This is a genomic window from Umezawaea sp. (genome assembly GCF_036375055.1).
In the GTDB taxonomy this organism is placed as follows: domain Bacteria; phylum Actinomycetota; class Actinomycetes; order Mycobacteriales; family Pseudonocardiaceae; genus Umezawaea.
Genome location: NZ_DASUSQ010000124.1, coordinates 12,884 through 37,133, shown reverse-complemented (window position 1 = coordinate 37,133; position 24,250 = coordinate 12,884). Strand labels below are relative to the sequence as shown.

At 70.8% G+C, this 24,250-nt stretch carries 33 protein-coding genes; 15 read left to right on the top strand and 18 right to left on the bottom strand.

Annotated features, from left to right (window positions below):
* Positions 1-229 precede the first annotated feature (229 nt).
* On the top strand, positions 230-832 hold the full coding sequence (locus VFZ92_RS30945; RefSeq protein WP_330879605.1) for a dTDP-4-dehydrorhamnose 3,5-epimerase: 603 nt from the start codon (positions 230-232) through the stop codon (positions 830-832).
* Here the strand turns inward: VFZ92_RS30945 and VFZ92_RS30940 are convergent.
* Positions 825-1,118 (bottom strand): S26 family signal peptidase, encoded by a 294-nt coding sequence (locus VFZ92_RS30940; RefSeq protein WP_330879619.1) that lies wholly within the window; start codon positions 1,116-1,118, stop codon positions 825-827. The genes VFZ92_RS30945 and VFZ92_RS30940 overlap by 8 nt on opposite strands.
* Before the next feature lie 102 nt (positions 1,119-1,220).
* Between VFZ92_RS30940 and sodN the strand changes: the two genes are divergently transcribed.
* Together sodN and VFZ92_RS30930 are read left to right on the top strand one after the other, a co-directional pair.
* The gene (gene sodN, locus VFZ92_RS30935; protein WP_259627126.1) at positions 1,221-1,637 is read left to right on the top strand and encodes a superoxide dismutase, Ni; all 417 of its coding nucleotides are present in this window, start codon (positions 1,221-1,223) and stop codon (positions 1,635-1,637) included.
* Positions 1,638-1,986: 349 nt separating this feature from the next.
* Positions 1,987-2,586: a TetR/AcrR family transcriptional regulator gene (locus VFZ92_RS30930; RefSeq protein ID WP_330879604.1), complete on the top strand. Its 600-nt coding sequence runs from the start codon at positions 1,987-1,989 to the stop codon at positions 2,584-2,586.
* A gap of 63 nt (positions 2,587-2,649) precedes the next feature.
* Here the strand turns inward: VFZ92_RS30930 and VFZ92_RS30925 are convergent, their stop codons facing one another.
* Entirely contained in the window at positions 2,650-2,805 is a 156-nt protein-coding gene (locus tag VFZ92_RS30925; protein ID WP_330879603.1) for a DUF6131 family protein, read from the bottom strand.
* 124 nt (positions 2,806-2,929) lie between these two features.
* On the opposite strand from VFZ92_RS30925, the gene VFZ92_RS30920 reads away from it, so the two are divergent.
* From VFZ92_RS30920 to VFZ92_RS30910, 3 genes are all read left to right on the top strand, one after another.
* Positions 2,930-3,541, top strand: coding sequence for a histidine phosphatase family protein (locus VFZ92_RS30920; protein WP_330879602.1), 612 nt, complete (start codon positions 2,930-2,932; stop codon positions 3,539-3,541).
* Positions 3,532-4,017, top strand: a complete 486-nt coding sequence (locus tag VFZ92_RS30915; RefSeq protein WP_330879618.1) for a GNAT family N-acetyltransferase — start codon at positions 3,532-3,534, stop codon at positions 4,015-4,017. The genes VFZ92_RS30920 and VFZ92_RS30915 overlap by 10 nt, the downstream gene beginning before the upstream one ends.
* A gap of 158 nt (positions 4,018-4,175) precedes the next feature.
* The gene (locus tag VFZ92_RS30910; protein ID WP_330879601.1) at positions 4,176-4,562 is read left to right on the top strand and encodes a DUF5684 domain-containing protein; all 387 of its coding nucleotides are present in this window, start codon (positions 4,176-4,178) and stop codon (positions 4,560-4,562) included.
* 51 nt (positions 4,563-4,613) lie between these two features.
* Here VFZ92_RS30910 and VFZ92_RS30905 read toward each other — a convergent pair whose 3' ends face one another.
* The 4 genes from VFZ92_RS30905 to VFZ92_RS30890 all read right to left on the bottom strand — a co-directional run bounded on the left by VFZ92_RS30905 (position 4,614) and on the right by VFZ92_RS30890 (position 7,533).
* Positions 4,614-5,144 carry a DUF4328 domain-containing protein gene (locus tag VFZ92_RS30905; RefSeq protein ID WP_330879600.1) on the bottom strand — a complete coding sequence of 177 codons (531 nt, stop codon included), beginning with the start codon at positions 5,142-5,144 and terminating at the stop codon, positions 4,614-4,616.
* 92 nt (positions 5,145-5,236) lie between these two features.
* Positions 5,237-6,037, bottom strand: coding sequence for an SAM-dependent methyltransferase (locus tag VFZ92_RS30900; protein WP_330879599.1), 801 nt, complete (start codon positions 6,035-6,037; stop codon positions 5,237-5,239).
* Between the two features lie 170 nt (positions 6,038-6,207).
* Positions 6,208-6,951 (bottom strand): S1 family peptidase, encoded by a 744-nt coding sequence (locus VFZ92_RS30895; protein WP_330879598.1) that lies wholly within the window; start codon positions 6,949-6,951, stop codon positions 6,208-6,210.
* Positions 6,952-7,125: 174 nt separating this feature from the next.
* Positions 7,126-7,533, bottom strand: a complete 408-nt coding sequence (locus VFZ92_RS30890) for a hypothetical protein (protein WP_330879597.1) — start codon at positions 7,531-7,533, stop codon at positions 7,126-7,128.
* A 260-nt stretch (positions 7,534-7,793) separates the two neighbouring features.
* Between VFZ92_RS30890 and VFZ92_RS30885 the strand changes: the two genes are divergently transcribed.
* Together VFZ92_RS30885 and VFZ92_RS30880 are read left to right on the top strand one after the other, a co-directional pair.
* Positions 7,794-8,750 (top strand): diacylglycerol kinase family protein, encoded by a 957-nt coding sequence (locus VFZ92_RS30885; RefSeq protein WP_330879596.1) that lies wholly within the window; start codon positions 7,794-7,796, stop codon positions 8,748-8,750.
* A gap of 225 nt (positions 8,751-8,975) precedes the next feature.
* Positions 8,976-9,230 (top strand): WhiB family transcriptional regulator, encoded by a 255-nt coding sequence (locus VFZ92_RS30880; protein ID WP_015104912.1) that lies wholly within the window; start codon positions 8,976-8,978, stop codon positions 9,228-9,230.
* A 152-nt stretch (positions 9,231-9,382) separates the two neighbouring features.
* Here VFZ92_RS30880 and VFZ92_RS30875 read toward each other — a convergent pair whose 3' ends face one another.
* Complete coding sequence (locus VFZ92_RS30875) at positions 9,383-10,861, bottom strand: sensor histidine kinase (protein WP_330879595.1); 1,479 nt, start codon at positions 10,859-10,861, stop codon at positions 9,383-9,385.
* A 96-nt stretch (positions 10,862-10,957) separates the two neighbouring features.
* On the opposite strand from VFZ92_RS30875, the gene VFZ92_RS42535 reads away from it, so the two are divergent.
* Positions 10,958-11,032, top strand: coding sequence for a 50S ribosomal protein bL37 (locus tag VFZ92_RS42535; protein ID WP_096498094.1), 75 nt, complete (start codon positions 10,958-10,960; stop codon positions 11,030-11,032).
* Between the two features lie 96 nt (positions 11,033-11,128).
* Here the strand turns inward: VFZ92_RS42535 and rsrA are convergent, their stop codons facing one another.
* Both rsrA and VFZ92_RS30865 read right to left on the bottom strand, forming a co-directional pair.
* Positions 11,129-11,434: a mycothiol system anti-sigma-R factor gene (gene rsrA / locus VFZ92_RS30870; RefSeq protein ID WP_330879594.1), complete on the bottom strand. Its 306-nt coding sequence runs from the start codon at positions 11,432-11,434 to the stop codon at positions 11,129-11,131.
* The gene (locus VFZ92_RS30865) at positions 11,431-12,063 is read right to left on the bottom strand and encodes a sigma-70 family RNA polymerase sigma factor (RefSeq protein ID WP_330879593.1); all 633 of its coding nucleotides are present in this window, start codon (positions 12,061-12,063) and stop codon (positions 11,431-11,433) included. Before VFZ92_RS30865 ends, rsrA begins: the two co-directional genes overlap by 4 nt.
* Before the next feature lie 179 nt (positions 12,064-12,242).
* Here VFZ92_RS30865 and ybaK point away from each other — a divergent pair, with 179 nt between their 5' ends.
* Positions 12,243-12,719 carry a Cys-tRNA(Pro) deacylase gene (ybaK, locus tag VFZ92_RS30860; RefSeq protein WP_330879592.1) on the top strand — a complete coding sequence of 159 codons (477 nt, stop codon included), beginning with the start codon at positions 12,243-12,245 and terminating at the stop codon, positions 12,717-12,719.
* Between the two features lie 321 nt (positions 12,720-13,040).
* Here the strand turns inward: ybaK and VFZ92_RS30855 are convergent, their stop codons facing one another.
* Together VFZ92_RS30855 and VFZ92_RS30850 are read right to left on the bottom strand one after the other, a co-directional pair.
* Positions 13,041-13,655, bottom strand: a complete 615-nt coding sequence (locus VFZ92_RS30855) for an alpha/beta family hydrolase (protein ID WP_330879591.1) — start codon at positions 13,653-13,655, stop codon at positions 13,041-13,043.
* Positions 13,652-14,416, bottom strand: a complete 765-nt coding sequence (locus VFZ92_RS30850; RefSeq protein ID WP_330879590.1) for an SOS response-associated peptidase — start codon at positions 14,414-14,416, stop codon at positions 13,652-13,654. The genes VFZ92_RS30855 and VFZ92_RS30850 overlap by 4 nt, the downstream gene beginning before the upstream one ends.
* A gap of 102 nt (positions 14,417-14,518) precedes the next feature.
* On the opposite strand from VFZ92_RS30850, the gene aroA reads away from it, so the two are divergent.
* Positions 14,519-15,787: a 3-phosphoshikimate 1-carboxyvinyltransferase gene (aroA, locus tag VFZ92_RS30845; RefSeq protein WP_330879589.1), complete on the top strand. Its 1,269-nt coding sequence runs from the start codon at positions 14,519-14,521 to the stop codon at positions 15,785-15,787.
* Between the two features lies 1 nt (position 15,788).
* Entirely contained in the window at positions 15,789-16,802 is a 1,014-nt protein-coding gene (rsgA, locus tag VFZ92_RS30840) for a ribosome small subunit-dependent GTPase A (RefSeq protein WP_330879588.1), read from the top strand.
* Here the strand turns inward: rsgA and VFZ92_RS30835 are convergent.
* The gene (locus tag VFZ92_RS30835; RefSeq protein ID WP_330879587.1) at positions 16,765-17,337 is read right to left on the bottom strand and encodes a TIGR03086 family metal-binding protein; all 573 of its coding nucleotides are present in this window, start codon (positions 17,335-17,337) and stop codon (positions 16,765-16,767) included. The genes rsgA and VFZ92_RS30835 overlap by 38 nt on opposite strands.
* A complete protein-coding gene (locus VFZ92_RS30830; RefSeq protein WP_330879586.1) occupies positions 17,334-18,254 on the bottom strand; it encodes a sigma-70 family RNA polymerase sigma factor in 921 nt (306 codons plus the stop codon). Before VFZ92_RS30830 ends, VFZ92_RS30835 begins: the two co-directional genes overlap by 4 nt.
* Positions 18,255-18,405: 151 nt before the next feature.
* Between VFZ92_RS30830 and VFZ92_RS30825 the strand changes: the two genes are divergently transcribed.
* Positions 18,406-18,792, top strand: a complete 387-nt coding sequence (locus VFZ92_RS30825) for a VOC family protein (protein ID WP_330879585.1) — start codon at positions 18,406-18,408, stop codon at positions 18,790-18,792.
* 43 nt (positions 18,793-18,835) lie between these two features.
* Here VFZ92_RS30825 and VFZ92_RS30820 read toward each other — a convergent pair whose 3' ends face one another.
* From VFZ92_RS30820 to VFZ92_RS30810, 3 genes are read right to left on the bottom strand one after another with little or no spacing between them, the layout of a single operon-like run.
* Positions 18,836-19,339: a DUF6912 family protein gene (locus tag VFZ92_RS30820; protein ID WP_330879584.1), complete on the bottom strand. Its 504-nt coding sequence runs from the start codon at positions 19,337-19,339 to the stop codon at positions 18,836-18,838.
* Positions 19,336-20,718, bottom strand: coding sequence for a wax ester/triacylglycerol synthase family O-acyltransferase (locus VFZ92_RS30815; RefSeq protein ID WP_330879583.1), 1,383 nt, complete (start codon positions 20,716-20,718; stop codon positions 19,336-19,338). Before VFZ92_RS30815 ends, VFZ92_RS30820 begins: the two co-directional genes overlap by 4 nt.
* Before the next feature lie 54 nt (positions 20,719-20,772).
* On the bottom strand, positions 20,773-21,450 hold the full coding sequence (locus VFZ92_RS30810) for a phosphotransferase (RefSeq protein WP_330879582.1): 678 nt from the start codon (positions 21,448-21,450) through the stop codon (positions 20,773-20,775).
* A 65-nt stretch (positions 21,451-21,515) separates the two neighbouring features.
* Here VFZ92_RS30810 and VFZ92_RS30805 point away from each other — a divergent pair, with 65 nt between their 5' ends.
* Entirely contained in the window at positions 21,516-22,274 is a 759-nt protein-coding gene (locus VFZ92_RS30805; protein WP_330879581.1) for an RNA methyltransferase, read from the top strand.
* 352 nt (positions 22,275-22,626) lie between these two features.
* Here VFZ92_RS30805 and VFZ92_RS30800 read toward each other — a convergent pair whose 3' ends face one another.
* Positions 22,627-23,118, bottom strand: a complete 492-nt coding sequence (locus tag VFZ92_RS30800) for an isochorismatase family cysteine hydrolase (RefSeq protein ID WP_330879580.1) — start codon at positions 23,116-23,118, stop codon at positions 22,627-22,629.
* 36 nt (positions 23,119-23,154) lie between these two features.
* The gene (locus VFZ92_RS30795) at positions 23,155-23,565 is read right to left on the bottom strand and encodes an HAD-IA family hydrolase (RefSeq protein ID WP_330879579.1); all 411 of its coding nucleotides are present in this window, start codon (positions 23,563-23,565) and stop codon (positions 23,155-23,157) included.
* A 54-nt stretch (positions 23,566-23,619) separates the two neighbouring features.
* On the opposite strand from VFZ92_RS30795, the gene VFZ92_RS42530 reads away from it, so the two are divergent.
* The gene (locus VFZ92_RS42530; protein WP_414720066.1) at positions 23,620-24,048 is read left to right on the top strand and encodes an Rv3235 family protein; all 429 of its coding nucleotides are present in this window, start codon (positions 23,620-23,622) and stop codon (positions 24,046-24,048) included.
* Positions 24,049-24,250 lie beyond the last annotated feature (202 nt).

Genomic DNA, 24,250 nt, shown 5'->3' with positions numbered 1-24,250 from the left:
CGATCCACGGGGCCTTGACGGGTGTGACCGAACGCGCTTTGCCGTCCGGTCAGAGTGCTGCGGTCCGGTCAGCATGACAGTCATCAAGATTTGTGTCTGCGGTGCGCGTCACACTTCCGCCGCAGGTCAGAGGGGGTTTACCAAGACGTCCGTCCGGTTTATTAGAACGCCCGATCCATTTCCGCAGGCAGAATCGGTCAAGATCACCTCGCGCTTTACCATAGGAGACATGCGAGTGAGCGAGACGAAAATCCCCGGAAGTTGGGAATTCACCCCAAAGGCGTTCCCGGACGACCGGGGGGTGTTCGCCGCGCCGTTCCAGGAGCCCGCGTTCGTCGAGGCGGTCGGCCACCCGCTCCGCCTGGCGCAGACGAACCACAGCACCTCCAGGCGCGGCACGATCCGCGGCGTCCACTTCGCCGACGTGCCCCCCGGGCAGGCCAAGTACGTGTACTGCCCGCGCGGCGCCCTGCTCGACGTGATCGTCGACCTGCGCGTCGGCTCCCCGACGTTCGGCGAGCACGACGTCGTCCGGCTGGACTCGACGACGCTGAACTCCGTCTACCTCTCCGAGGGCCTCGGCCACGCGATCATCGCGCTGGAGGACGACACGACGATGGCCTACCTCTGCTCGGAGGGCTACAACCCCGCGGGCGAGCGCGGCCTCAACCCGCTGTGCCCGGAGTTGGCCCTCCCGTGGCCCGCCGACCTCACCCCGATCCTCTCGGAGAAGGACACCGCCGCCCCCGGCCTCTCCCAGGCCGTGGCCGACGGCGTCCTGCCGGACTACGCCGAGTGCGAGGCCTGGTACGCGAAGCTCCGCACTACCTGAGCCGCCGCGGTCGCGGCCACAGCCGCCACCGCACCACCCCCAGCACCTCCGCGGGCCCGAGGGTCCGCGAGTCCGTCGACCCGAACTGGTTGTCGCCAAGTACTTGCCACAAGCCACTTCCCCGCTGCTCGTGGGCACGCTTGATCGACAGCTGGTCGGGTCGCGAACCCCACCTCACCAGCACGAGGTCCCCCACCTTCGGCGGAACCCCGTACCGCACCACCACGACGTCGCCGTCCCGAACCGCGGGAACCATCGACGGTCCACGCACCCGGAGCAGCGGCAACGGGTTCTCCTCCCGCGGTGCCAACGATCACCTCCGCCTGCCGCGCCGTTCTGTCCGGAGTAGGGTCCTCCACGTCGGAGCATTCACTGTCAGGGAGGCAAGATGCGACTGCTGTCGCGCATCCGCCAACTCCGCCGCCCACTGCTGGAGGCCACCGCGCACTGCGACCTTCCGTGCGGTGTCTACGACCCGGCTCAGGCCAGGATCGAAGCGGAGTCGGTCAAGGCGGTCCAGGAGAAGTACCAGGCGAACGAGGACCCGGAGTTCCGGGAGCGCGCGATCCTGATCAAGGAGCAGCGCAGCGAGCTCGTCAAGCACCACCTGTGGGTGCTGTGGACGGACTACTTCAAGCCGCCGCACTTCGAGAAGTACCCGGAACTGCACGACCTGTTCAACCGCGCCACCAAGGCGGCCGGTGCCAGCGGCACCAAGGGCTCCATGGACCCGGCCAAGGGACAGGAACTGCTGGACCTGATCGCCCAGATCGACAAGATCTTCTGGGAGACCAAGGCCGCGTAGTCCGCGGCCTCTGGACGACGCCGGTCAGCGAGACGACCTCTCGCTGACCGGCGTCGTTCCGCATGTGCGGCATCGGCCGCCCGAACCACCTCGACGGCCCAGCACAGTCCACCCGAGGGGCCTCGCACCACCTCGGAGACCTGCCGCCCGGCGAGAGCACGTCCCGGAACTGGGCAGAACGGGAACTGGACGAAGAACACAGACCCGACACCGGACGGGACTCGACACCGAACGGGACCTGACACCGGACGGACCCAACGACCGGAGGGAACCCGACACCGGACCGGGACCCGACAACCGCAGCAAGCCGTCGCCCTGGCACTCGGTCCCACTGCGGCATGATGTGCGGGTGCGCGCCGCCGACAGTAGCGAGGGTTATCTCAAGGGGCGGCTGCGGCGGGAGGACATCCTGGCGGCCGCGGTGGCCACGTACGCCGAGGCGGGCTACCGGGGTTCGTCGCTGCGGGAGATCGCGCGGCGGGTCGGGATGACGCACGCGGGGTTGCTGTACTACTTCCCCAGCAAGGAGGCGCTGCTCGCGGCGGTGCTGGAGCGGCGCGACACCGAGGACGGCGCTCGGCTGTCCGGAGCGCCCGGCCTGGACGCGCTGCGCAGGCTGGTCGCGCTGGCCGCGCACAACGTCCGCCACCCCGGCATCGTCGACCTGTACTCGCGGCTGGCCGCCGAGGCCGTCGCGGCCGACCACCCGGCGCACGACTACTTCGAGCACCACTACCGGATGGCCCGCCGGTTCGCGGCGGCGTCGTTCCGGGTGGTCGCCGAACGGGGGGAGCTGCGCGAGGGCGTGGACCCGGACGTGGCGGCGCTGAACTTCGTCGCGCTGATGGACGGCTTGCAGGTCCAGTGGTTGTCGAACAGCGACCGGGTGGACCTCGTGGGCTCGTTGCGGGCCTACCTGCGCGGCCTGCTCACGGTGCCGTTGGAGTGACGCACCACCAGGGACGCCCCCGGTACGGGGACGCCCCTGGTGGTGCGTGCGTGCGTGGTCGGCTTAGAAGTAGTGCGCCCGACCGCCGATCGGACGGCCCACCGCCCCGAGCACGGCGAGAACGGCGCCGATCACGAGCAGGATGGTGCCGACGGTCGTCAGGATCGAAATCCCGGCCAACCAACCGACGACCAGCAGGATCAAACCAAGAACGATCATCAGAACCTCCATGTGTCTTGAGAGGTGGATACCCAGCGCACAGCGGGCCAAACACCAACGGGTGACATCACAGTGGGTTTTGCCATAGGGCGGCCGGCGTGCGGGCCGCACTAGGATCCGGACGGTGAGCACAAATGGTCGCTACTCCGTCTACCTGCTGCGCCACGGCCAGACCGCGTGGTCCGAATCGGGGCAGCACACCGGTCGCACCGACGTCCCGCTGACCGACAAGGGCGAGCAGCAGGCCCGGCGGGCGGGCGCGGTGCTGGCACGGTTGCGCGGCACGTCGGTGCCGCCCGCGCTGGTGCTGACGAGTCCGCGGCAGCGCGCGCTGCGCACCGCCGAGCTGGCGGGTCTGGCGGTCGACGACATCACCGAGGACCTCGCCGAGTGGGACTACGGCGACTACGAGGGCAGGACGACGCCGGAGATCCGGGAGACCGTCGAGGGCTGGACGGTCTGGACGCACGAGATCCCGAACGGAGAGTCGGCGGACCAGGTCGGCGAGCGCGCGTCGGCGGTCGTGGCGCGGGTCCGGACGGCGCTGCTCGGCGGTGACGTGGTGCTCGTCGGCCACGGCCACTTCAGCCGCGTGCTGATCGCGACCTGGCTCGGCCTCGGGCCGCGCGACGGCGTCCACTTCGGACTCGACCCGGCGGGCACGTCGGTGCTCGGCGACGAGCGCGGCGACGCGCAGGTGCGCCACCTCAACGTGCCGTCGTGGGACTGGGACTAGTGCCGGTCCGCCGGATCCGCCCGGAGGACGTGCCCGCCGTGGTCGGGCTCGCCGAGGAGCTGGCCGAGTACGAACGGGCCCGCGCCGACTGCCACCTCACGGTCGAGCGGCTGCACGACGCCCTGTTCCGCCCGGCCCCCGCTCTGTTCGGCCACGTGGCCGAAGTGGACGGTGCGGTCGTCGGGATGGCGTTGTGGTTCCTCAACTTCTCGACGTGGCGGGGCACGCACGGCATCTACCTCGAAGACCTGTACGTGCGGCCGTCCCAGCGCGGTTCCGGGTTGGGCAGGGCGCTGCTGACCGAGCTGGCGCGGGAGTGCGCGGCGAACGGCTACGCGCGCCTGGAGTGGGCCGTGCTCGACTGGAACGCCCCCGCGATCGGCTTCTACAAGTCGCTCGGCGCGGTGCCGATGGACGAGTGGACGGTGTTCCGCCTGACCGACGAGGCGCTCGCGGCACTGGGATCATCCGACTGATCCACCCCGCAAGTCTCGAAATGCTCACGAAAACGTCGATTCCCCGAACAGCACGCCCGGCGCTCTGGCAGCGTTCCGCGCCGTGCCCGGCAGCGGGACCCCGATCGCGGCGACAGGTGTCCGCGAACTCGCTGCCAGGGTTTCGGAAGGAACACCTCGTGAACTACGAAACCACCGCTACCGTGGACAGCTCTGCCTTCATCGTCCCCGGCATCATCGGCGGTCTCTTCGGCCTCCTCACCATCATCGCGATGTGGAAGGTCTTCTCGAAGGCGGGCAAGCCCGGCTGGGCCGCGATCATCCCGTTCTACAACATCTACACCATGCTCAAGGTCGCGGGCCGTCCCGGCTGGTGGCTGGTGCTGTTCTTCATCCCGCTGGTGAACATCGTGATCTCCTTCATCGTGTTCGTGGACATCGCGAAGTCCTTCGGCAAGGGTGCGGCGTTCGGCATCGTCCTGCTCGGCTTCCTCAGCGTCATCGGCTACTCGATCCTCGGCTTCGGCAGCGCGACCTACCGGGGCCCGGCCGCCGCGCGCGCCTGACCTGGAAGCGGTTTCCCCGCACGTGGGGGCAACACGTGCGGGGGAACCCGGTCACCTCCCCCCGATCAACCTCTCGTCGACCGGGTGCAACGCGGTGAGCCTCCGCACGACGACGATCAGCAGCGCGCTGGCCAGCGCGAGGAACACGGCGGCGACCCACGGCGGCAGCAGCGGGGCGGTGGGCGGCCACGCGCTCCCGGCGGTGGCGGCCAGGCCGACGAGCCACGACAGCCACCAGGCGAGGACCTGCCGGGTCACCTCGCCGCGCCGGGACTCCGGAACGCCCGCCGCGGCGACGTCGGCGACGGCCTGGTGGGGCGCCCACAGGTTCAGACCGGGCACGAACCACATCCCGACCACCCAGCGGGGGCTCCAGCGGTGGACGCGGCCGGGCACCTCGGCGTTGCGCCGGACCCGGTAGAGCCACACGAGCAGCACCGGCGCGGCGCAGGTGAACAGCAGCACCGCGAAGTACCGCAGGAACGGCACGGCGATCGACAGCAGCTGCACGCCCGCCTGCGCGGCGAGCAGCGCGCACAGCAGCCCCGCCTGGGTCGACACGACGTGGGGCCTGAGGGTCATCGCGGAGTCCACGGCATTCCCCCTCCGAAGTGCCGACCAGCCTGGATCGTAGGTCCACCGGAGGTTCGCGGCGATCCGCCGACCAGTTCGGCTCAGGGCAGCCGGACGCCGACGGCACCGTAGGACAGGCAGGAGGACGGGCTCGTGTCCTCGCCGTCCTGGTGCCACGTGCCCGCCGGGACGACGCCGGGCGCGAGCACGTCGAAACCCGTGAACAGCTCCGCCACGGCGGCCTCGCCGCGCGGGGTGAGGGTGGTGCCCGCGAGCGTCCCGAGGTGGACGAGCTTGCCCATCATCTCGGGTTCGAGGTCGGCGGTGAGGTGCGAGACGACCAGCCTGCTGCCGGGGACCACCGCCTCGCGGTACTTCGCCACCACGTCGGCGGGCCGGTCGTCGTCCGACAGGTACGGGAGGATGCCGACCATCACGACCGCGACGGGCTCGTCGAGGTCCAGCAGCCGAGCGGTCTCGGGGGCGTTCAGCACGGCGTCGGGGTCGCGGACGTCGGCGTGCACGACCGCGGCGGTGGTGCTGGTGCGGAGCATCGTCCGGCCGTGCGCGACGGTCGCCGCGTCGTTGTCGACGTAGACGACCCGGCAGCTCGGGTCGACGCGCTCGACGACCTCGTGGACGTTGCCCGCGGTCGGGATGCCCGAGCCGAGGTCGAGGAACTGGCGGATGCCCGCGGTCGCGCAGAGGTGGACGGCGCGGCGCAGGAACGACCGGGTGGTGCGGGCGGCGTCGTCGGCGGCGAAGAACTTGATGGAGCGCTCGGCGAACTCGCGGTCGACGGCGAAGTTGTGGGCGCCACCGAGGTAGTAGTCGAAGAGCCGGGCCAGGTTCGGGCGCTCGACGCCACCACCGGCCGACACCCGCTTCGGGCGCTCTTGCACCGCACACCTCACCCTGGAACGTCCCGGAGCAGCGCGAACTCGTCGTCGCACGGTATCCGGCTACTCCGTTCGTGTCCATCCGCCAAAAGTGAACACGTAGGGTGATTATTACTGGTGGAAGCCGCCTGGCCAACCCGGCCGAGGGAAGACCCCTCGGCCGGGCGAACCGGTCAGACGCCTGCCAGCGACTGGATCCACGGGCGGTAGCGGGTGATGTTGGTGTAGTTCGAGACGGTCGCGCGGTCGCTCGTGGAGGCCACGCCGACCTGGTAGTAGCGGCCGTCGGCCGGGCTCGTGGCGAACATCGGGCCGCCGGAGTCACCGCCCGCCGCGATGCCGTTGCCGCGGCGCACCGACACGGCGATGCCACCGCGGTAGTCGCGGCCGGTCACGCTGGTCACGGTGGTGTCCGCGACCTTCAGGTAGCGCGACTGGCAGTTGATCTCGGGCTGGTTGGTGCAGGTCGCGCCCCAGCCGTAGAGCTGCACGGTCTGGCCCGCGCGCACCGCCGTGGTGGTGCCGAGCGGCGCGTACGTGCCCCCCACCGAGCGGTCGATGCGCACCAGGGCGAGGTCCGCCGACGGGTGCTGGGTGATGCTGACCGCGTTGACCACGGTGCCGCCGCTGGTCTGGTCGAGGCTGCCGACGCGGAACGTGTACGTGGCCGAGCTGGCCACGCAGTGCTGCGCGGTCAGGATCCAGGTCGGCGCGATGATCGTGGCCGAGCAGTTCTCGCGGCCGTTGGCGAACAGCCGGGCCGCCCAGGGGGCGTTGGACGCGGTGCCGCCACCGATGATGAACGGGGTCACGTCGCCGGGAGCCGGTTGGGCCGAGGCGACGGGCGCCAGGGAGGCGAAGGCCACGAGTGCCGTGGCTCCACCGATCAGCGCGGACAGGGTGCGCTTGAATCGCATGTGATGTCACCTAACGAACGCAGGGAGTGGTGAATTCACCACCCTCAGCGTCACGCTTTCGAGTGACACGGGACACCCTCCGATAGTTGGCGAACCATCCGACCTTCGGAGGGGAGCCAAAAGCACCAATCGCACCAATCGGGCTATTCCGGCGGAAGAACCAGTCGAACGGGCCTATTCCTCCGCGTCGGGCTCGTCCACCCCGAGGGTCCAGCGCCGAACCGGGTTGGTGAACAGCAGCGCGATCACCACGACGGCGTAGATGCCGATCAGGGATCCGACGAGCTGCTGCCCCGACGGGCCGTAGGCGTACCAGGCGACGCCCAGCAGCAGGAGCTGCACGACGATCGACGGCGTCCGGCCCCAGCGCCTGCCGAGCACCAGCCCGATGCCCGCGGCGAGCACGCCCGCGCACAGCACCGTGAAGTAGGCCGCCTCACCGAGGACCTTGCCGGTCGACTCGGCGCCGCCGAAGGCCCGCACGACGAGCGCGACGGCGAACGCGATGCCCGCGAGCCCCTGGAGCGCGGTCATGGCCCCGGCCACCCGCACGGCCGCCGGGACCTGGGTCTGGATCGCCACCTGCGAGCCCCTCACAACGGTGCATAACGGTCTGTGGTCGTCACGGATCGTAGGCCACCCGTCCGGGCCTCCCATCCGGCAGCCGGAGGGGCGAAGATCAAGGGGTCTTCGGCTTGCCGGCGGTCCGCTGGGGTGCACTTGCCGTAGACGGGGCTGCGACGCGGTGGAAAGGAGATTTGGACCACTCCAGTGCGCATGGCGCCCCTCGGACGAGGGATGCGCGGACCGTCCGCGGTCACGCGCTGTCCTACTCTGCAAGTGTGCGCGCACTTCTGGTGGTCAATCCACAGGCGACCTCGACCACGGCCGGAGGCCGGGACGTGCTGGCGCACGCGTTGGCCAGCACGGTGAAGCTCGACGTCGTCGAGACGCGGTACCGGGGCCACGCGGGTGACGTCGCGGCCCAGGCCGTCCTCGACGGGTACGGCATGGTCGTCGCCCACGGTGGCGACGGCACGGTCAACGAGGTCGTCAACGGCATGCTCCGCGCCGGGCTCTCGCCGGACCTCCCGATGCTCGGGGTGGTCCCCGGCGGGTCCGCGAACGTCTTCGCGGGCGCCCTCGGGCTGCCGCGCGACCCCGTGGAGGCCACCTACCGCCTGCTCCAGGCGATCGAGCACGGGACGAGCCGCCGCGTCGGGCTCGGCAGGGTCGCGTCGAGCGGCCCGCCCGCCTCCACCACCGCGGACAACGACCGCTGGTTCACGTTCAACGCCGGTGTCGGCTGGGACGCGGACGTGGTCGCGAACGTCGAGGAGCAGCGCGCCAAGGGCCGCGAGGCCAGCCCCTCCCTCTACGCGCGCACCGCGCTGGCCAGCTACGTCGGTCAGCGCAGGCGCACCCCCTCGCTCACGGTGCGGATCCCCGACGAGGAGCCGATCACGGACCTGCGGATGGCGTTCGTGTCGAACACCGACCCGTGGACCTACCTGGGCGGCAAGGCGATCCGCCTCAACCCGTCCACGTCGTTCGACAACGACCTCGGCCTCTTCGCGCTGCGCAACCTCGGGTTGCCGACGGTGCTGCGGTACGTGGGCCACCTGCTCGTGCGAGAAGGAAATCCCAAGGGCGGGAACCTCCTGCGCCGCGACGACGTTGAATATGTTCGGGTGACGAGCAAGGAGCCGGTCAACCTCCAGGTGGACGGCGACCTGCTCGGCGATTGCACCGAAGTCGAGTTCACGTCCGTTCGTGAAGCTCTCACGGTCGCCGTGTGACCTCTGCGTGATGATCTTGCGACCGACCTGCGATGTTCGATCGGACGCGAACTTCGTAGAGTGAAACCGCTGGTGAACGGTGTCGATCTTTTGGGTGAGTTCACTCACCGGGTTAGTGCTAACCCCTTGACATCCCCGCCGTTCGTGAAAGCATTCACAAGCACCCCAAAACGACCGCTGACGATCGGCGTGCCTTCGAGCGCGCCTAGCTGAGGAGTAGTTCCAATGGACTGGCGCCACCGCGCAATCTGCCGCGACGAGGACCCCGAGCTGTTCTTCCCCGTGGGGAATAGCGGTCCTGCGCTCTTGCAGATCGCCGAGGCGAAGACCGTCTGCCGCCGCTGTCCCGTCGTCTCCGACTGCCTCGCGTGGGCACTCGAGAGCGGCCAGGACGCCGGTGTGTGGGGCGGGATGAGCGAAGACGAACGTCGCGCACTCAAGCGCCGCAACGCCCGCACGCGGGCCCGGAGCAACGCCTGAGTCGCAAGACCGGCAGTTGGCACCGAAACCAAGGACAAACTGAGGGCCCGACACCGTGCCAGGTGTCGGGCCCTCAGTTTTTGTTTGCACACCCTCCCGCATGACCACGAGGCGCCGCTGAGGCGGGTCGCCACGTGTGCACGGAGAACAGTTTAGCGCCGGCCCCGGAGCGGCACGCGCAGGACCGCCTCAGTACCGCCTCGCGGCCTCCGCCGCAAGCTCAAGGAACCCCTGAGTTCGGACTCCACGAGGGTCCGGACGATCTGGAGACCGAGCCGTTCGGTGCGCTCCAGCGAGAACCCCTGCGGCAGTCCCTTGCCGTCGTCGGCGATCACCACGTCGAGCCAGCGGGCCGACCTCTCCGCGTGCACCACGACCTCCCCTCGCTGGCCAGGGGCGTAGGCGTGCTCGAACGCGTTCTGCACCAGCTCGGTCAGGACCATCACCAGAGGGGTCGCCAACTCGGCCGCCACGACCCCGAACGGCCCCTCCCGGCGGACCGACACCTGGGTCTCCGTGGTGGCCACGTCGCTCATCATCGGAATCACCCGGTCGACGACGTCGTCCAGGTCCACGCGCTCGTCCACGGACATCGACAGCGTCTCGTGCACGAGTGCGATGGACGTCACCCGACGCACCGATTCGGCCAGCGCCTCGCGCGCCTCCTCGTTGCTCGTGCGCCGCGACTGCAACCGCAGCAGCGCCGCCACGGTCTGGAGGTTGTTCTTCACCCGGTGGTGGATCTCGCGGATCGTGGCGTCCTTCGACATCAGCGCCCGGTCGCGCCTGCGGACCTCCGTGACGTCGCGGCACAGCACCAGCGCACCGGCCGGGTTGCCGCGCGGCCTCAGCGGCAGCGCGCGGAACAGCACGGACGCCCCGCGCCGCGACTCGGCCTCCATGCGCATGGACGGGTTGCCGTCCACGGCCGCGCGGAACCGGTGCGCGATCTCGGTCGCGTCGAACGGGTCGTCGATCAGCGACCGCGTCAGCGGCGCCAGGTGCACGCCCACCAGGTCGGACGCGTGGCCCATGCGGTGGTACGCCGACAGCGCGTTGGGGCTCGCGAACACCACGGCGCCCGCCGCGTCGAGCCGGATGAACCCGTCGCCGACGCGCGGGCTCGTGTGCACGTCCGGCGACGGCTCGGTCGTCGGGAACGTGCCGTCCGCGATCATCTGGCACAGGTCCGCGGCGCTGCCGAGGTAGGAGATCTCCAGCGGGCTCGGCACGCGCGGCACGGCCAGGTTCGTGTTGCGGCTGATGACCGCGATGACCTGCTTGCCCAGCCGCACGGGGATCGTCTCGCGCCGCACGGGCACCCCGAGGTGCCACAGCGGGTCCTCCTCGCGGCAGATCCGCGACTCGATGATCGCGCGCCGGAGCTGCGGGTGCTCCTCGACCTGCATGGAGCTGCCGACGACGTCCTCGGGGTGCGCGGTCGGCGCCGTCGTCGGCCTGGCCTGCGCGACGCAGAGGAACGTGGCGTCGTCCAGCGGCACCCACAGCAGGAAGTCCGCGAAGGAGAGGTCCGAGAGCAGCTGCCACTCGGCCACGACGAGCTGGAGGTGGTCGACTGCCGCGCCGGACAGCCTGGTGTGCTCGGCGAGCAGATCCGTGAGGGTGGACACGCGTCATACAACCACGGTTCAGACCCCTGCCAGTGCCCGGTCGAGCGCGTGTCACACTGAGGAGAAGCAGTTGACCAGATGCTCAAGGAGACACCCATGTCGAAGCGTGCCCGCAAGCGCCGCGATCGCAAAAAGGGTGGCGCTAACCACGGGAAGCGCCCCAACGCCTGATCGCAGGCCGAAGAAAGGCCCTCCGGGACTGTCCCGGAGGGCCTTTCGCGTTCCGCGGTCGCACGTCCCACGTGGACGGCGGCGGTCGGAGGAGCGCTACTCCTCGACGACCTTGATCGTGGTCGACCGCACCTCGACGGCGCCGTGCTGCGCCAGCGTCTCGTGGATGCGCGCGCGCAACCGCTCCTTCAACGTCTCGGGCGCGTGCTCACCCCCGCACTTGCGGGCCAGCAGCATCTTGAGGTGCTCCTCGATGCCGTACTGCTCCAGGCACGGGTGGCACTCCTCCAGGTGCTTCTGAAGCAGCTCCTTGCGCTTGACGTCGCACTCCTGGTCGAGGAACAACCAGACCTCGGAGAGGACCTCCGAGCAGTCGGTGTCGTGGGGTTCGCCGCAGTTCATCGCCCCGCCACCTCTTCCTCGGGCTGACCGTTGCGCAGGAAACCGCGCTCGCGCGCGACGTCGGAGAGCTGCTCGCGCAACTGGCGACGCCCCCGGTGCAACCGGGACATCACCGTGCCGATGGGGGTGCCCATGATCTCGGCGATCTCCTTGTACGCGAAGCCTTCGACGTCAGCAAGGTATACCGCGATCCGGAACTCCTCCGGAAGACGTTGGAGCGCTTCCTTCACGTCGTTGTCCGGGAGCAGGTCCATCGCCTCGACCTCGGCCGACCGCAGACCGCGCGACGTGTGGCTCTCGGCCTTCGCCAACTGCCAGTCGGTGATCTCGTCGGTGGGCTGCTGCAACGGCTGCCGCTGCTTCTTGCGGTACCCGTTGATGTAGGTGTTGGTCAGGATCCGGTACAGCCACGCCTTCAGGTTCGTGCCCTGCGAGAACGAGGCGAAGGCGGCGTAGGCCTTCAGGTACGTCTCCTGCACGAGGTCCTCGGCGTCGGCCGGGTTGCGCGTCATCCGCAGAGCGGCGGCGTACAACTGGTCGAGCAGCGGCATCGCGTCGCGCTCGAAGCGAGCAGCCCGCTCCGCGGGTGTCTCATCCGTCGGGTTGGCCTGCGAACGGGTGGCGGGCACCGCGCTCCTCTCCCGCCGACCCGATGATGGCGCGACGGCTACTGCTGGCTGGGACGGGTCCCAGAATACGCGGACCTGGTCCGCCGGGCCGTCCACCGGCCGCTGCTCCATCACCTCGGTAACCACACTCCTCCGAACGCGACGCGGAACTCCGGCATTCCCCCCGATATCGTTCCTCCATGGCCGGACGCGGGACCCCCGCCACAGCCCTGCTGGACGAGCAGCGCGTGGCCCACACCCTCCACTCGTACGCACACGACCCCCGCCACGAGTCCTACGGGCTGGAGGCGGCGGAAGCCCTGGGCCTGCTGCCGAACCAGGTGTTCAAGACCCTGGTGGTGGACCTGGACGGCAGCCTGGCAGTGGGCGTGGTCCCCGTGACGAACCAGCTGGACCTGAAAGCACTGGCCGCGGCCCTCAAGGGCAAGAAGGCCAAGATGGCCGAGGTGGCAGCGGCAGAGCGGGCCACCGGCTACGTGGCGGGCGGCATCTCACCACTGGGCCAGAAGAAACGCCTACCGGTGGTCCTGGACACCTCGGCGACGAACTTCGGGACGATCTTCGTCAGCGCGGGCCGCAGGGGCCTGGAGGTGGAGATCGCCCCAGCAGACCTGACCCGCCTGACCAACGCGGCGGTAGCCAATATCTCAGCCTGAGCAGCGCCAAAGACGAGCAGCGCCCACAGCACCAGCACCCCGCAGCACCAGCAACGTGAGGCGACCCGCAGAGGACCAGCAGGGACCGACTGCCGACCAGCTACGGAGCGCAACCCCACCACGCAACAGTGGCCGATCTTACTCGGGGGATCTGCCCTTGAAATTTGTCGGGCAAGGGCTTCCCACCTGCCCCTTCAAGCCCGGCAAAGGGGCAAATCGAGGGGCCCCGGGTCAAATCGGCCACCCACGCCGGAAGCCGGGCACCCACAGCCCCACCCACGCCGGAAGCCGGACACCCACGGCCCACCCCCACAACCACCCTCACACCTCAAGCGGCCGCAACACCCGATCCAGCCACCCGGTAACAGCCCTCTGCAACCCCTCGGCATCAGCCTTCAACGAGTGGTCCCCCTTCAACAGCACCACCTCCCGGTGATGAGCCGTCTCAGGCCTCCCGAACGGGTCCGCCTCCCCCTGCACGATCAACGTGGGCACCTCGACCCCCGCCAGCTCCCCGGCCCGGCTCTTCTCCGGCTTCCCAGGGGGGTGCACCGGGAAGGCCAGGCACAGCACGGCCACCGCCAACCCCTCCACCGAAGTCCGGCAGGCCACCCGAGCCCCGGACGACCGCCCCCCGAACAGCAGCGGCATCCCGTCGAACCAGCGCACACCCAGGTCCTCGGCCACGGCCAACCACGCCACGTCCAACTGCTTCGCGGGCGCGGGGGCCCTCCGCCCGGCCACCCGGTACGGCTGCTCGACCAGCGCCACGTGCACCCCGGCGTCCACCGCCGCCCGCGTGGCCGCGACCAGGTCCGGCGCCCCGATCCCGCCACCGGCCCCGTGCCCCAGCAGCAGGGCCGCCCTCCCCTCGGCCGAGCAGTGCAGCTCGGCCCGAGCGGGACCGTGCGGCGTGTCGACGAGGGTGCTGGTCATGACAGCTCGAACAGCGTCGGTTCAGGCATCTCGGCGGGCGACAGCGAGATCGGGTCCATCAGTTCGGGGCTGTTGTTCCGGACGTTGTTGACCGCCATCGACACCGGCCTCAGCTCCAGCGAGTCCACCAGCGCCTCGTCCGGCGCCAGCAGCGCGGAGGGGTCCGCGGAGTCGGGGTCCAGCCACGCGCCCCAGTGCGACGCGGGCAGCAGCAGCGGCATCCGGTGGTGCACCGACGCCATCTCGCCGACGGCGTCCGTCGTCAGCACCGCGCACGTGATGACGGCCTTGCGGCCCAGTTCCTCGTCCGGCTGCCACCACACGGACCAGATCCCCGCCATGGCCAGGCTGGAGCCGTCGTCGGGGTTGATGAAGAAGGGCTGCTTCCTGCCCTCGCCCGGCTGCCACTCGTACCAACCGTCAGCGGGGAGGATGCAGCGGCGTTTGGCGGCGCTGTCCCGGTAGGACGGCTTGGTCAGGACGCTCTCCGACCTCGCGTTGATCATCTTTGCGGCCCCGGACATGTCCTTCGCCCAGTGCGGCACCAGACCCCAGCGCATCACGCGGACGCTGCGCTCCGTGACCGTCGGGTCGGGTTCGCCGTCGGCGTCGCGGGGGTGCCGCTCCACCACGGCCAGCACGTTCTTGGTGGGGGCGATGTTGTAGTCCGGACCGGGGGCGTCGCCCTCCGTGGCGTCCACCGCGTCGAACTCCGCCGCGAGCAGCGCCGGGTCCTTGGTGGAGGCGTACCTACCGCACACTCCAGATCACCTCCGCGCCAGATCAACTTCTGGGCAAGCCATCGTCGCACGTCGCCGGCACCGGTGCGACCCCTCGACCGCCCCATGCGCAATCATCGACCCATGACTCAGCAGTGGTCCGCTCCCACCGCCAACGGCCCCGTCCGCGCGACGGTACCCGTGCCCGGCTCCAAGTCGATCACCAACCGCCTGCTGCTGCTGGCCGCGCTGGCCGACGGCCCCTCCGTGCTGCACGCGCCCCTGCGCAGCCGCGACAGCACGCTGATGGTGGAGGCGCTCCGCTCGCTGGGCGTCGCCGTCACCGACGGCCAGGACGGGAGCTGGCACGTCACCCCCGGCGAGCTGCGCGGACCGGCGGACGTCGACTGCGGCCTCGCGGGCACGGTGATGCGGTTCCTGCCGCCCGCCGCGGCCATCGCGACCGGGGAGATCCGGTTCGACGGCGACCCGCACGCGCGGCTCCGGCCGATGGGCACCGTCCTGTCCGCGCTGCGCGCGCTGGGCGCGGACATCGCGGGCGACGGGCTACCGTTCACGCTGACCGGCACCGGCTCCCTGCGCGGCGGCGACGTGACGATCGACGCGTCCGGCTCGTCGCAGTTCGTCTCGGGCCTGCTGCTGTCCGGTGCGCGCTACGAGCGGGGCGTGCGGGTCCTGCACGACGGCGAACCCGTCCCGTCGCTGCCCCACATCGCGATGACCGTCGAGGTGCTGCGCGCCGCGGGCGTCGAGGTGGACGACCGGGAGCCGAACACCTGGACCGTCGCGCCCGGCCCGGTGCGCGGGCGCGAGTGGCACGTGGAGCCGGACCTGTCCAACGCGACGGTGTTCCTGGCGGCGGCGGCCGTGACCGGGGGCGAGGTGACCGTGCCCGGCTGGCCGACCGAGACGACCCAGGCGGGCGACGCGGTGGGCGACATCCTCCAGCGCATGGGCTGCGAGGTCGTGCTGGACGAGCGCGGGCTGACCGTGCGCGGGCCGGAGCGGCTGGCGGGCCTGGACATCGACCTGCACGACGAGAGCGAGCTGACCCCGACCGTCGCCGCGCTGGCGGCGCTGGCGGACGGGCCGACGCGGATCCGCGGCGTGGCGCACATCCGCGGCCACGAGACGGACCGGCTCGCGGCGCTCGTCGCCGAGATCAACGGCGTCGGCGGAGCGGCGGAGGAGACCGAGGACGGCCTGGTCATCGACCCGAAGCCGCTGCGCGGCGGGCCGTGGCGCGCGTACGCCGACCACCGGATGGCCACCGCGGGTGCGATCATCGGCCTGGTCGTGCCGGGCGTCGAGGTCGACGACATCGGCAGCACCTCCAAGACGATCCCCGACTTCCCAGGAATGTGGGCGACGATGCTCAACGAGGTCCGTTGACGTGAGCCGTGGCGACTGGCACAAGCTCGACGAGTCCGACGTGCGGGTGCGGCCGGGGAAGGGGACCCGGCCGCGCAGCAAGAAGCGCCCCGAGCACGCGGACGCCGTGCCCGCGATGGTGGTCGGCGTGGACCGCGGGCGGTGGACGTGCGCGCTGGACGACGACCCGGAGCGCCTGGTGACCGCGATGCGGGCACGGGAGCTGGGGCGGACGCCGGTCGTCGTCGGCGACCGGGTCGGTCTGGTCGGCGACGCGTCCGGGCAGCCGGACACGCTGGCCCGCATCGTGAAGGTCGCCGACCGGAGCAGCGTGCTGCGCCGCACCGCGGACGACACGGACCCGTTCGAGCGGGTCGTGGTCGCCAACGCCGAGCAGCTGATCATCGTGACGGCGCTGGCGGACCCCGTGCCGCGCACCGGGTTCATCGACCGGTGCCTGGTGGCGTCCTACGCGGGTGGGCTGACGCCGGTCCTGTGCCTGACGAAGGCCGACCTGGCGAGCCCGGACGAGCTGCTCGCCGCGTACGCCGAACTGGACCTCGTGGTGGTCGTGACGAGGTCCGACGAGGACCCGAAGCCGCTGCGGGAGCAGATGGCCACCAGGGTGTCCGCGCTGATCGGGCACTCCGGTGTCGGCAAGTCGACGCTGATCAACCAGCTCGTTCCGGGCGCCAACCGGGCGGTCGGCGTGGTCAGCGGGGTCGGCAAGGGGCGGCACACGTCGACGCAGACCGTGGCGCTGCCGCTGCCCGAGGGCGGGTGGGCGGTGGACACGCCGGGCATCCGCTCGTTCGGGCTCGCGCACATCACGCCGACCGACATCGTGGCCGCGTTCCCCGGCATGAGGGAGATGGCCGAGGAGTGCCCGTCGGGCTGCGGCCACCTCGGCGCGCCGGAGGACCCGGACTGCGTGCTGGACGAGCTGGTCACCACGGGCGTGGCGACGCAGGGCCGGTTGGACTCCCTGCGCCGCCTGCTCAGCTCGCGCGCGGGCCTGGAGGAGTACCCGGACTAGTGCCGCGGCCCAGGTAGGCGAGCAGCCGGTCGGCCGGGGTCTCCGGTCGGAGCGGCGCGGCGAAGCGAGCGGGCCGGTCGGCGTCGCTGACCAGCAGCAGCGCCACCGGGTACAGCTCGTCGGCGAGGGCGCGCGGGATGGGCCGGACGTCGCCGCACGCGCGGGCGACGTCCCACCCGTGCACGGCGACCTCCAGCGCGCCCGCCCTCGCCACGACGTCCGTCGTCACCGGGCACCCGCCGACGGACACCGCGGGACGGCCGTCGCGGGCCGTCCACGCGCCGAGCACCTGCCGGGCGTGGTCGCGGGCCGCGGCGACCGGGTCGTCGTGGTCGACGGCCGCGGGCTCCAGGTCCACGTGCCCGTCGTCGGCGGCCTCCCGCAGCGCCGCCAGCGAGTCGACCAGGTGCCGCAGCAGCGCCCGCAGGTCCCAGTCGCGGCACGGGGTCGGGCGCGACAGGGCGGCCGGGGTGACCCCGTGCAGGCAGCCGAGCGTGTAGGTGACGGCGCGTTCGAGCAGGTCGACGTGGCTCACGTCGCCACCGAGGGCGGCAGGCCGAACACCTCGAACAGCGACGTGTCGAGGAAGTTGACCACGTGGGTGATGCCCTTCTCCCCGACCTCCAGCACCTGGACGTTGAACGGCTTCCCGCTGAGGTAGAGGCCGAACGCGGGCTGGCCGTTCGCGCGCGTCGGCACCACCCGGACCTCACCGGGGCAGCGGATCTCCAGGTGCCTGGCGACCGCCTCCGGACCGCGGTACCAGGACCTGAACGGCGGCATCTCCCAGACGACGTCGGCGGTGAACAGACCGACGATCGCCGGGATGTCCTTGGCCTCGAACGCCGCCGCGTACCGGTCGAGCAGCTCGCGCTGCGCCGCGGTCGACGGCTCCACCACCGCGTCCTCGGTCACCTCGGCCAGCCGCGCCCGCGCCCTCTGGAGGATGCTGTTGACCGCCGCGGTCGACGTCCCCAGCAGCTCGGCGACCTCGGCGGCCCGCCACCTGAGCACGTCGCGCAGGACCAGCACGGCCCGCTGCCGCGGCGGCAGGTACTGGAGCGAGGCGACCAGCGCCAGCCGGATCGTCTCGCGCTCGGTCACGATCGCCGCCGGGTCCGCGCCGACCAGCTCGTCCGGCACCGGCTCCAGCCACAGCACCTCGGTGCCGTCGACCAGGTCGTCCTCCGGGTCGGAGTCCGACCCCAGGCCGGTGGGCAGCGGGCGGCGGGCGCGCTTCTCGATGGCGGTCAGGCACGCGGTGGTCGCGATCCGGTACAGCCACGTCCGCAGGGACGACCGCCCCTCGAACCGGTCGTAGGCCTTCCACGCGCGCAGGTACGTCTCCTGCACCAGGTCCTCGGCGTCGTGCACCGAGCCCAGCATCCGGTAGCAGTGCGCGAGCAGCTCGCGGCGGAACGGGTCCGAGAGCCTGATGAAGTCGTCGGCCATCGTGGGTACCTCCTCTGTCCGTGGTGATGACCCGTTCGGGGGTGGAAACTCATCGCGGTTCGTATGAACGGATGGGGGTGTTAACCGGTTCGGGTGTACGGGGAGGTGCGCCCATGTCCCCGGAACGGGGGTGCGCGGTAGCCTGCGCGCCATGGCGCAGGTGACGGGAATAGGCGGCGTCTTCTTCCGCGCCAGGGATCCCGCGCGGTTGGCCGGCTGGTACCGCGACAACCTCGGCGTGCCCATGAACGACCACGGGACGGTGACGTTCCACTGGGTCGACTCGTCCACCGAGGACAACCCCGGGACCACGACCATCGCGCTGTTCGCGAACAACACCGACTACCTCGGGGAGCCGGGGCAGCGGGCCATGCTGAACCTGCGGGTGGACGACCTGCGGATCCTGCTGGCCAAGCTGAAGGCCCGCGGCGTCGAGGTGCTGCCCCAGACCGAGGACTCGGAGTTCGGGCGGTTCGGGTGGTGCGTGGACCCGGAGGGCAACCGGATCGAGCTGTGGGAGCCCGCCGAGGGGATGTGACCCCGACTTCGAGCACCCCCTCCCCACCCCGCTCGGAGGGGCGCTACATGAGGTCCAGCAGGAACGGGAGTTCCTGACGCGCGTACCAGGCCAGTTCGTGGTCCTCCGCGCTGCCGAGCGTGAACTCCGCGTCCGGGTCGCCCAGGTCGGCCTCGTCGATCACCTCCGCCGCCGCGCGCACCGCGTCCTCGGCCTCCGAGGTGTCCAGGTGGATCGCGGCCACCAGCTCCAGCGGCACCGGACCGGAGACCTTGACGACCGAGAAGTCGAGGTCGGGGCGGAGCTTCACGTCGTCGACGTCCACCGAGACGACCGCCCGCCTCGGCATGGCCTTGTCGTCCGTGCCCAGCTCGGCCGCCAGCAGGCGGATCGAGGCGCGGGCCGCGTCGAGCATGGCCGCGTACTCCAGCTCCTCCGTGTCGCCCGCGGCGTAGGACTCCCTCAGTGCCGGTGTCAGCGCGAACGCCGTGCCGCCCACCGGGCGGAACTCACCGGTGTCCACCAGGTCGCGCAGCATGGCCACGGTCGCCGGAAGGTAGACCCTCATTCCGATACCGTCCCCATCAGTTCTTCCACGGATTCCTCGACCATCGCAGCTAGAACGTCCACATCGGACATCGCGTCCCTGTCGGCGTTGAGACCGAAGTAAACACCACCGTCGTACGACGTGACGCCGATCGACAGGGCTTGGTTCTTCGCCAGCGGGACCACCGGGAAGATCTCGGTCATCCTCGCGCCTGCCGCGTAGAGGGGCACCTGGGGGCCGGGCACGTTCGTGACGACGACGTTGAAGAGCCGTCGGGAGAACGAGCTGGCCGCACGGGCGCCCAGGGCGTGCAGGGTCGGCGGGGCGAAGCCGGAGACCTTGACCAGGGTGTCCGCCGCCACCGACTGGCCGGATTCCTGGTGGGCCCGCATCGCGTGGCTGACGTGGTGCAGGCGCACGACCGGGTTCGACTCGCCCACGGGCAGGTCGACCAGGAACGCCGCCACGCCGTTGGAGCCGTCCTCGTCGCGCACCGAGAGCGGCGCCATCGCGCGCATGGTGGTGTGGGCGGAGACGACCTCGCCCCGCGACATCAGCCAGGCGCGCATGGCCCCGGAGAGGACCGCGAGCACGCCGTCGTTGACCGTGCCGCCGTGGGCGCGGCGGATCGCCCGGAACTGCTCCAGGGTGCCGCGCGCGACGGCGAAGCGGCGGGCCGGGCCGATGCGGACGTTGAGGGGGCTGCCCGGCGCCGGGGTGGACGCCGTGCGGAGGGCGGAGGCCAGACCGCCCAGCGCGCCAGCGACCTTCTGCACGGTGGCGACCGTGTCCATCGCGGCCGAGCGGACGTTCTCGACCAGCTCACCCGGCCGTTGCACGGCCTCGGCCACGGCGTCGGCGACCAGCTGGAGGCCGCTGGGCTCCGGCTGGGGCATCCACAGGCTCTCCAGCGGCCTGCGCGGGCTCGGGGAGACGTCCAGCATGACCTGGCCGATCTCGATCGCGCCCACGCCGTCGACCACGGCCTGGTGGGTCTTGGTGATGACGGCGATCTGGTTGCCCTTCAGGCCCTCCACCAGGTACGTCTCCCAGAGGGGACGGGTGTGGTCGAGCGGGCGGGACATGAGCCGGGCCACCAGGTCGTGCAGCTGCGCGTCGCTGCCCGGCTTGGGCAGGGCGGACCTGCGCACGTGGTAGGTCACGTCGAAGTCCGGGTCGTCGACCCACACCGGCCTGGCCAGCCTGCCGGGGACGTGCACGACCTTCTGGCGGTACCTCGGCACCAGCGGCAGGCGCTGCTCGATCAGCTCCACGAGGCGGTCGTAGTCGAACCCCGTCCTCGGTCTCCGGAACACCGCGACCCCACCGACGTGCATCGGCGTCGTGGCGTCCTCCAGGTACAGGAACGAGGCGTCCAACGCGGACAGGCGATCGGGCATGGGGTCAGGTTAGCCCGCCGCCGGTCGGGGACCGGGGAACACCGAGGTCGTCCGTCACGGACGGCGGCAGCGCTCGACCAGTTCCTCCACGGCCCTGACCTCCTCCGGGTCGCGGTCGTGGCGGGCGAGGCGGATCTCGGCGGCGGCGGGCATGGCCTGCCGGACGGCGTCGTCGACACCGGCGAGGAACGACCTGACCAGGCGCGCCCTGGCGGCGCGGCGGACGGGGCGGAGCTTGCCGACGGCCATCGCGAGCCAGCTCAGGGCCAGGTCGACGCGGCGGTCGCCGCGGGCGGCGCACGCCCAGTCGATCGCCACGGGGCCGTCCGGGCCCAGCACGACGTTGCCGGGGTGCAGGTCGAGGTGCAGCAGCGCCCCCTTCGGCGAGCCGGGCAGGAAGTCGGGGGCCGGGACGTCGTCGAGGCGGTGGTGCAGCTCGGCCAGCTGGCGCCCGAGCGCGGCGGCGCGCCACGGCCTGCGGTCCAGCTCGACCGACATCCGGGGGCCGGGAACGTACTCCATGACCAGGCCCTCGTCCTCGACGCCGTGGACCCTCGGCACCGGAATCCCGCGTTTGCGCAGGTAGCGCATCAGCTCGGCTTCGGGATCGAGGTCCCGGCCGTCGCGGTTGTGCTTGACCAGGAGGCCGTCCGGCCGCAAGAAGACGTCCGCCTCTTGACCACTGGCCAAGAGGCGGGCGCGGTGCGCAACGCTGCGCTCGCCCGAGCTCATGTGACGATCCTCATGGTTGACGGCGCCAATGCAAGCCCCTGAACGGGCATGGCACCCTTCTGCACGTGGAAATCTCCCCCAAGGACAAGTTCGTCACCGTCTACGGCCGCAAGCCGGTCCTCGAAGCGCTCGACGACCCGCGCCTGGACGTGGACAAGGTGGTGCTCGCCGAGACCGCGCGCGGCGCGGCGGCCAGGGAGATCCTCGACGCGGCCAAGCGGCGCGGGGTGCGCGTGCAGCGCGCGACCGAGCAGCGGGTCAAGGTGCTCGCGGGCAACGGGCGGCACGACCAGGGCGTTCTCGCCGACGTGGTCGCTCCCCGGATGCTCCCCCTCGACCTGGCGCTGGACGGCCCGGAGCGACCGCGCGGTGTCCTCGTGCTCGACGGGATCACCACGCCCGCGAACGTCGGCATGATCCTGCGGACCGCCACCGCGGCGGGCATGGACGGCATCGTCGTGCCGCGGCGCGGCGTCGCCTCGATCGACCCGCTCGTGGTCAAGGCGTCCGCGGGGGTCGCGTTCCGCGCGCCGATGCTGCGCTGCGCGACCGCCGCCGAGGCCGCCGCGAACCTCCGCGCCCACGGCTACCCGCTGTTCGCGCTGGACGCGAACGCCAAGGAGTCGATCTACACCGCGGACCTGCCCGAGCGGGCGGCGTTCGTGCTCGGCAGCGAGACGAACGGCATCTCCGACGACGTCCGCCCGCACGTCACCGGCTGGCTGTCGATCCCGATGTTCGCGGGCGTCGAATCGCTCAACGTCGCCAGCGCCGCCGCCGTCCTGTGCTTCGAGGTCGTCCGCAGGCGCGAAGCGGGTAGGTAGTCGACTGGACCCGCCGCGTTTTCCAGCGGCGGGTCCAGCGAGTCACGACACGATCGCCACCACGGCGCGGCGAGCGCCGGATCGAATTCCCGTGTCAGCGTCCCGTGGTCGGCGGCATTCGAGCCACGGGGCTGGAACCGCACAATTCGTGACTGGTGTTCACCTGTTCGCCCCCTTCACCTCAACCGTCGACGCCGTTGACGTTACGCAGGCGCGGTGATGACGGACAATGACCGAAAAGGGGCGGGTTCTCTCGCGGGCTGTGACCGGTGCGGACATCCGGAATGCCCCTAGCAGAACAACGCGCTCCGCGCGGGTGCACCCGACCACCGCGCTCGGTTCACGGAGGGTGTCAGCGAGCCAGGACCTCGTCGACCGTCAGAACGGCCACCCCGTCCTCGTTCAGCCGCCACAGCGTCGCCTGGTGCTCCTCGACGGACGCGCTCGCGGTCGCGTCGGACACCACGGTCACCTCGAACCCCAGGGCCAACGCCTTGGCCGCCGTGCCGCCGACACCGTGCTTCGTGGACACCCCGGCGATCACCACCGACTTCGCCCCGATGTCCCGCAGGTCCGACACCAGCCGCGTACCGCTGAACGCGTCGACCCCGGTCTTCGTCACCACGTGCTCACCGCGCCCCGGCTCCAGCGACTCGACCACGTCGTCGGCGCCGTCGCCGCGCAGGTGCCGCACGATCACCACCGGCGCGGCGGCCCGGTCGAACGCGTCGCGCAGCCGGACCACCGCGTCCACCACGGCCGAACCCCCGATCGGGGCGAGGGGCATGTCGAGGATCCGCTGCTGCGGCTCCACCAGGACCAGGACTGACCGAGCGCTGAGCAAGGGCTTGAACCACCTGACGTCATGATGAGTTGATCTTCAGGGTAGCAGCGGAAACCCAAGCAGCACAGCAAGTTCGCCAACAGTGACCGCAATGGACGTGTGGTGCACCCCCACCATCCCGACAGCCGCCGCACCCCGCACGTTGACCGCCAGGTCGTCGACGAACACGCACTCCTCGGGCCGCAGGCCGAGGCGCTCGGCGGTCAACGAGTAGATCGCGGCGGAGGGCTTCGCCAACCCCACCTCGCCGGACACGACCACGACGTCGAACAACCCGTCCCACTCGGCGGGGGGCGCCCACAACCCGTCCGCGTTGGACAGCAGCCCGGTGGACAACCCGCGCGCCCGAACCTCCCGAACAACCGTCAACAACGGCGGCTCGACGGCGAACCCATCACCGAAGTCGGTGAGCACCCCACCGAAGTCCAACACCAGTCCACGCAGCACAGGAGCAACCTACGCCGCTCACCGGATCGGGTGATCACGGTCCGGTTCGGAGCGATGGGCACTCGGTACCTGCGACAGATCACCAGGTCCACAGGAGTCGATGTGCCGTCCCAGTTGCGAACGTTGGGGTCGCTGCAACCGCCACCACGAGCGAACACGGAAATACCGGCGATGCGAACAGCACCGGAACGCCGCCTGACCGAGGAAGACGCACGCAGAATACTCACGTTCGTGGCGGAAGCCCTGGACGGCCGCCGAGCACCACGACAACTCATAGGGTTGATGGACGAAAAGGCAGCACGAGAACTGCCGGTGGAGACAGGGCGCGTACGCCTCGGCAGAATCCGCCTGTGCCGAGTGGCACCGACGGCGGCGGAGATATCGGGCACGTTGACCAGAAACAACAGGGTGCACGCACTGGTCGCGAGACTGGAACACACGGGGGGACACTGGACGTGCACGGTCTTCAAAGTAATCAAATAGAGTGCGGGCCGACCAAGGCGGGTCGGGGTCTTCTCTGAAGCGTGGCCGATTTCAGTCGGGGATTTGATCCTTGCCCTCGCTGATCGGGCTGCTTGACACCACCTGCCCTTCAGCCCGATCAAAGGGTCAAAATCCAGGGGTCCCCGAGTCACATCGGCCACCACCGCTGGGAGTGGCGGTGGCCCGGGTTCTCATCGCTGTG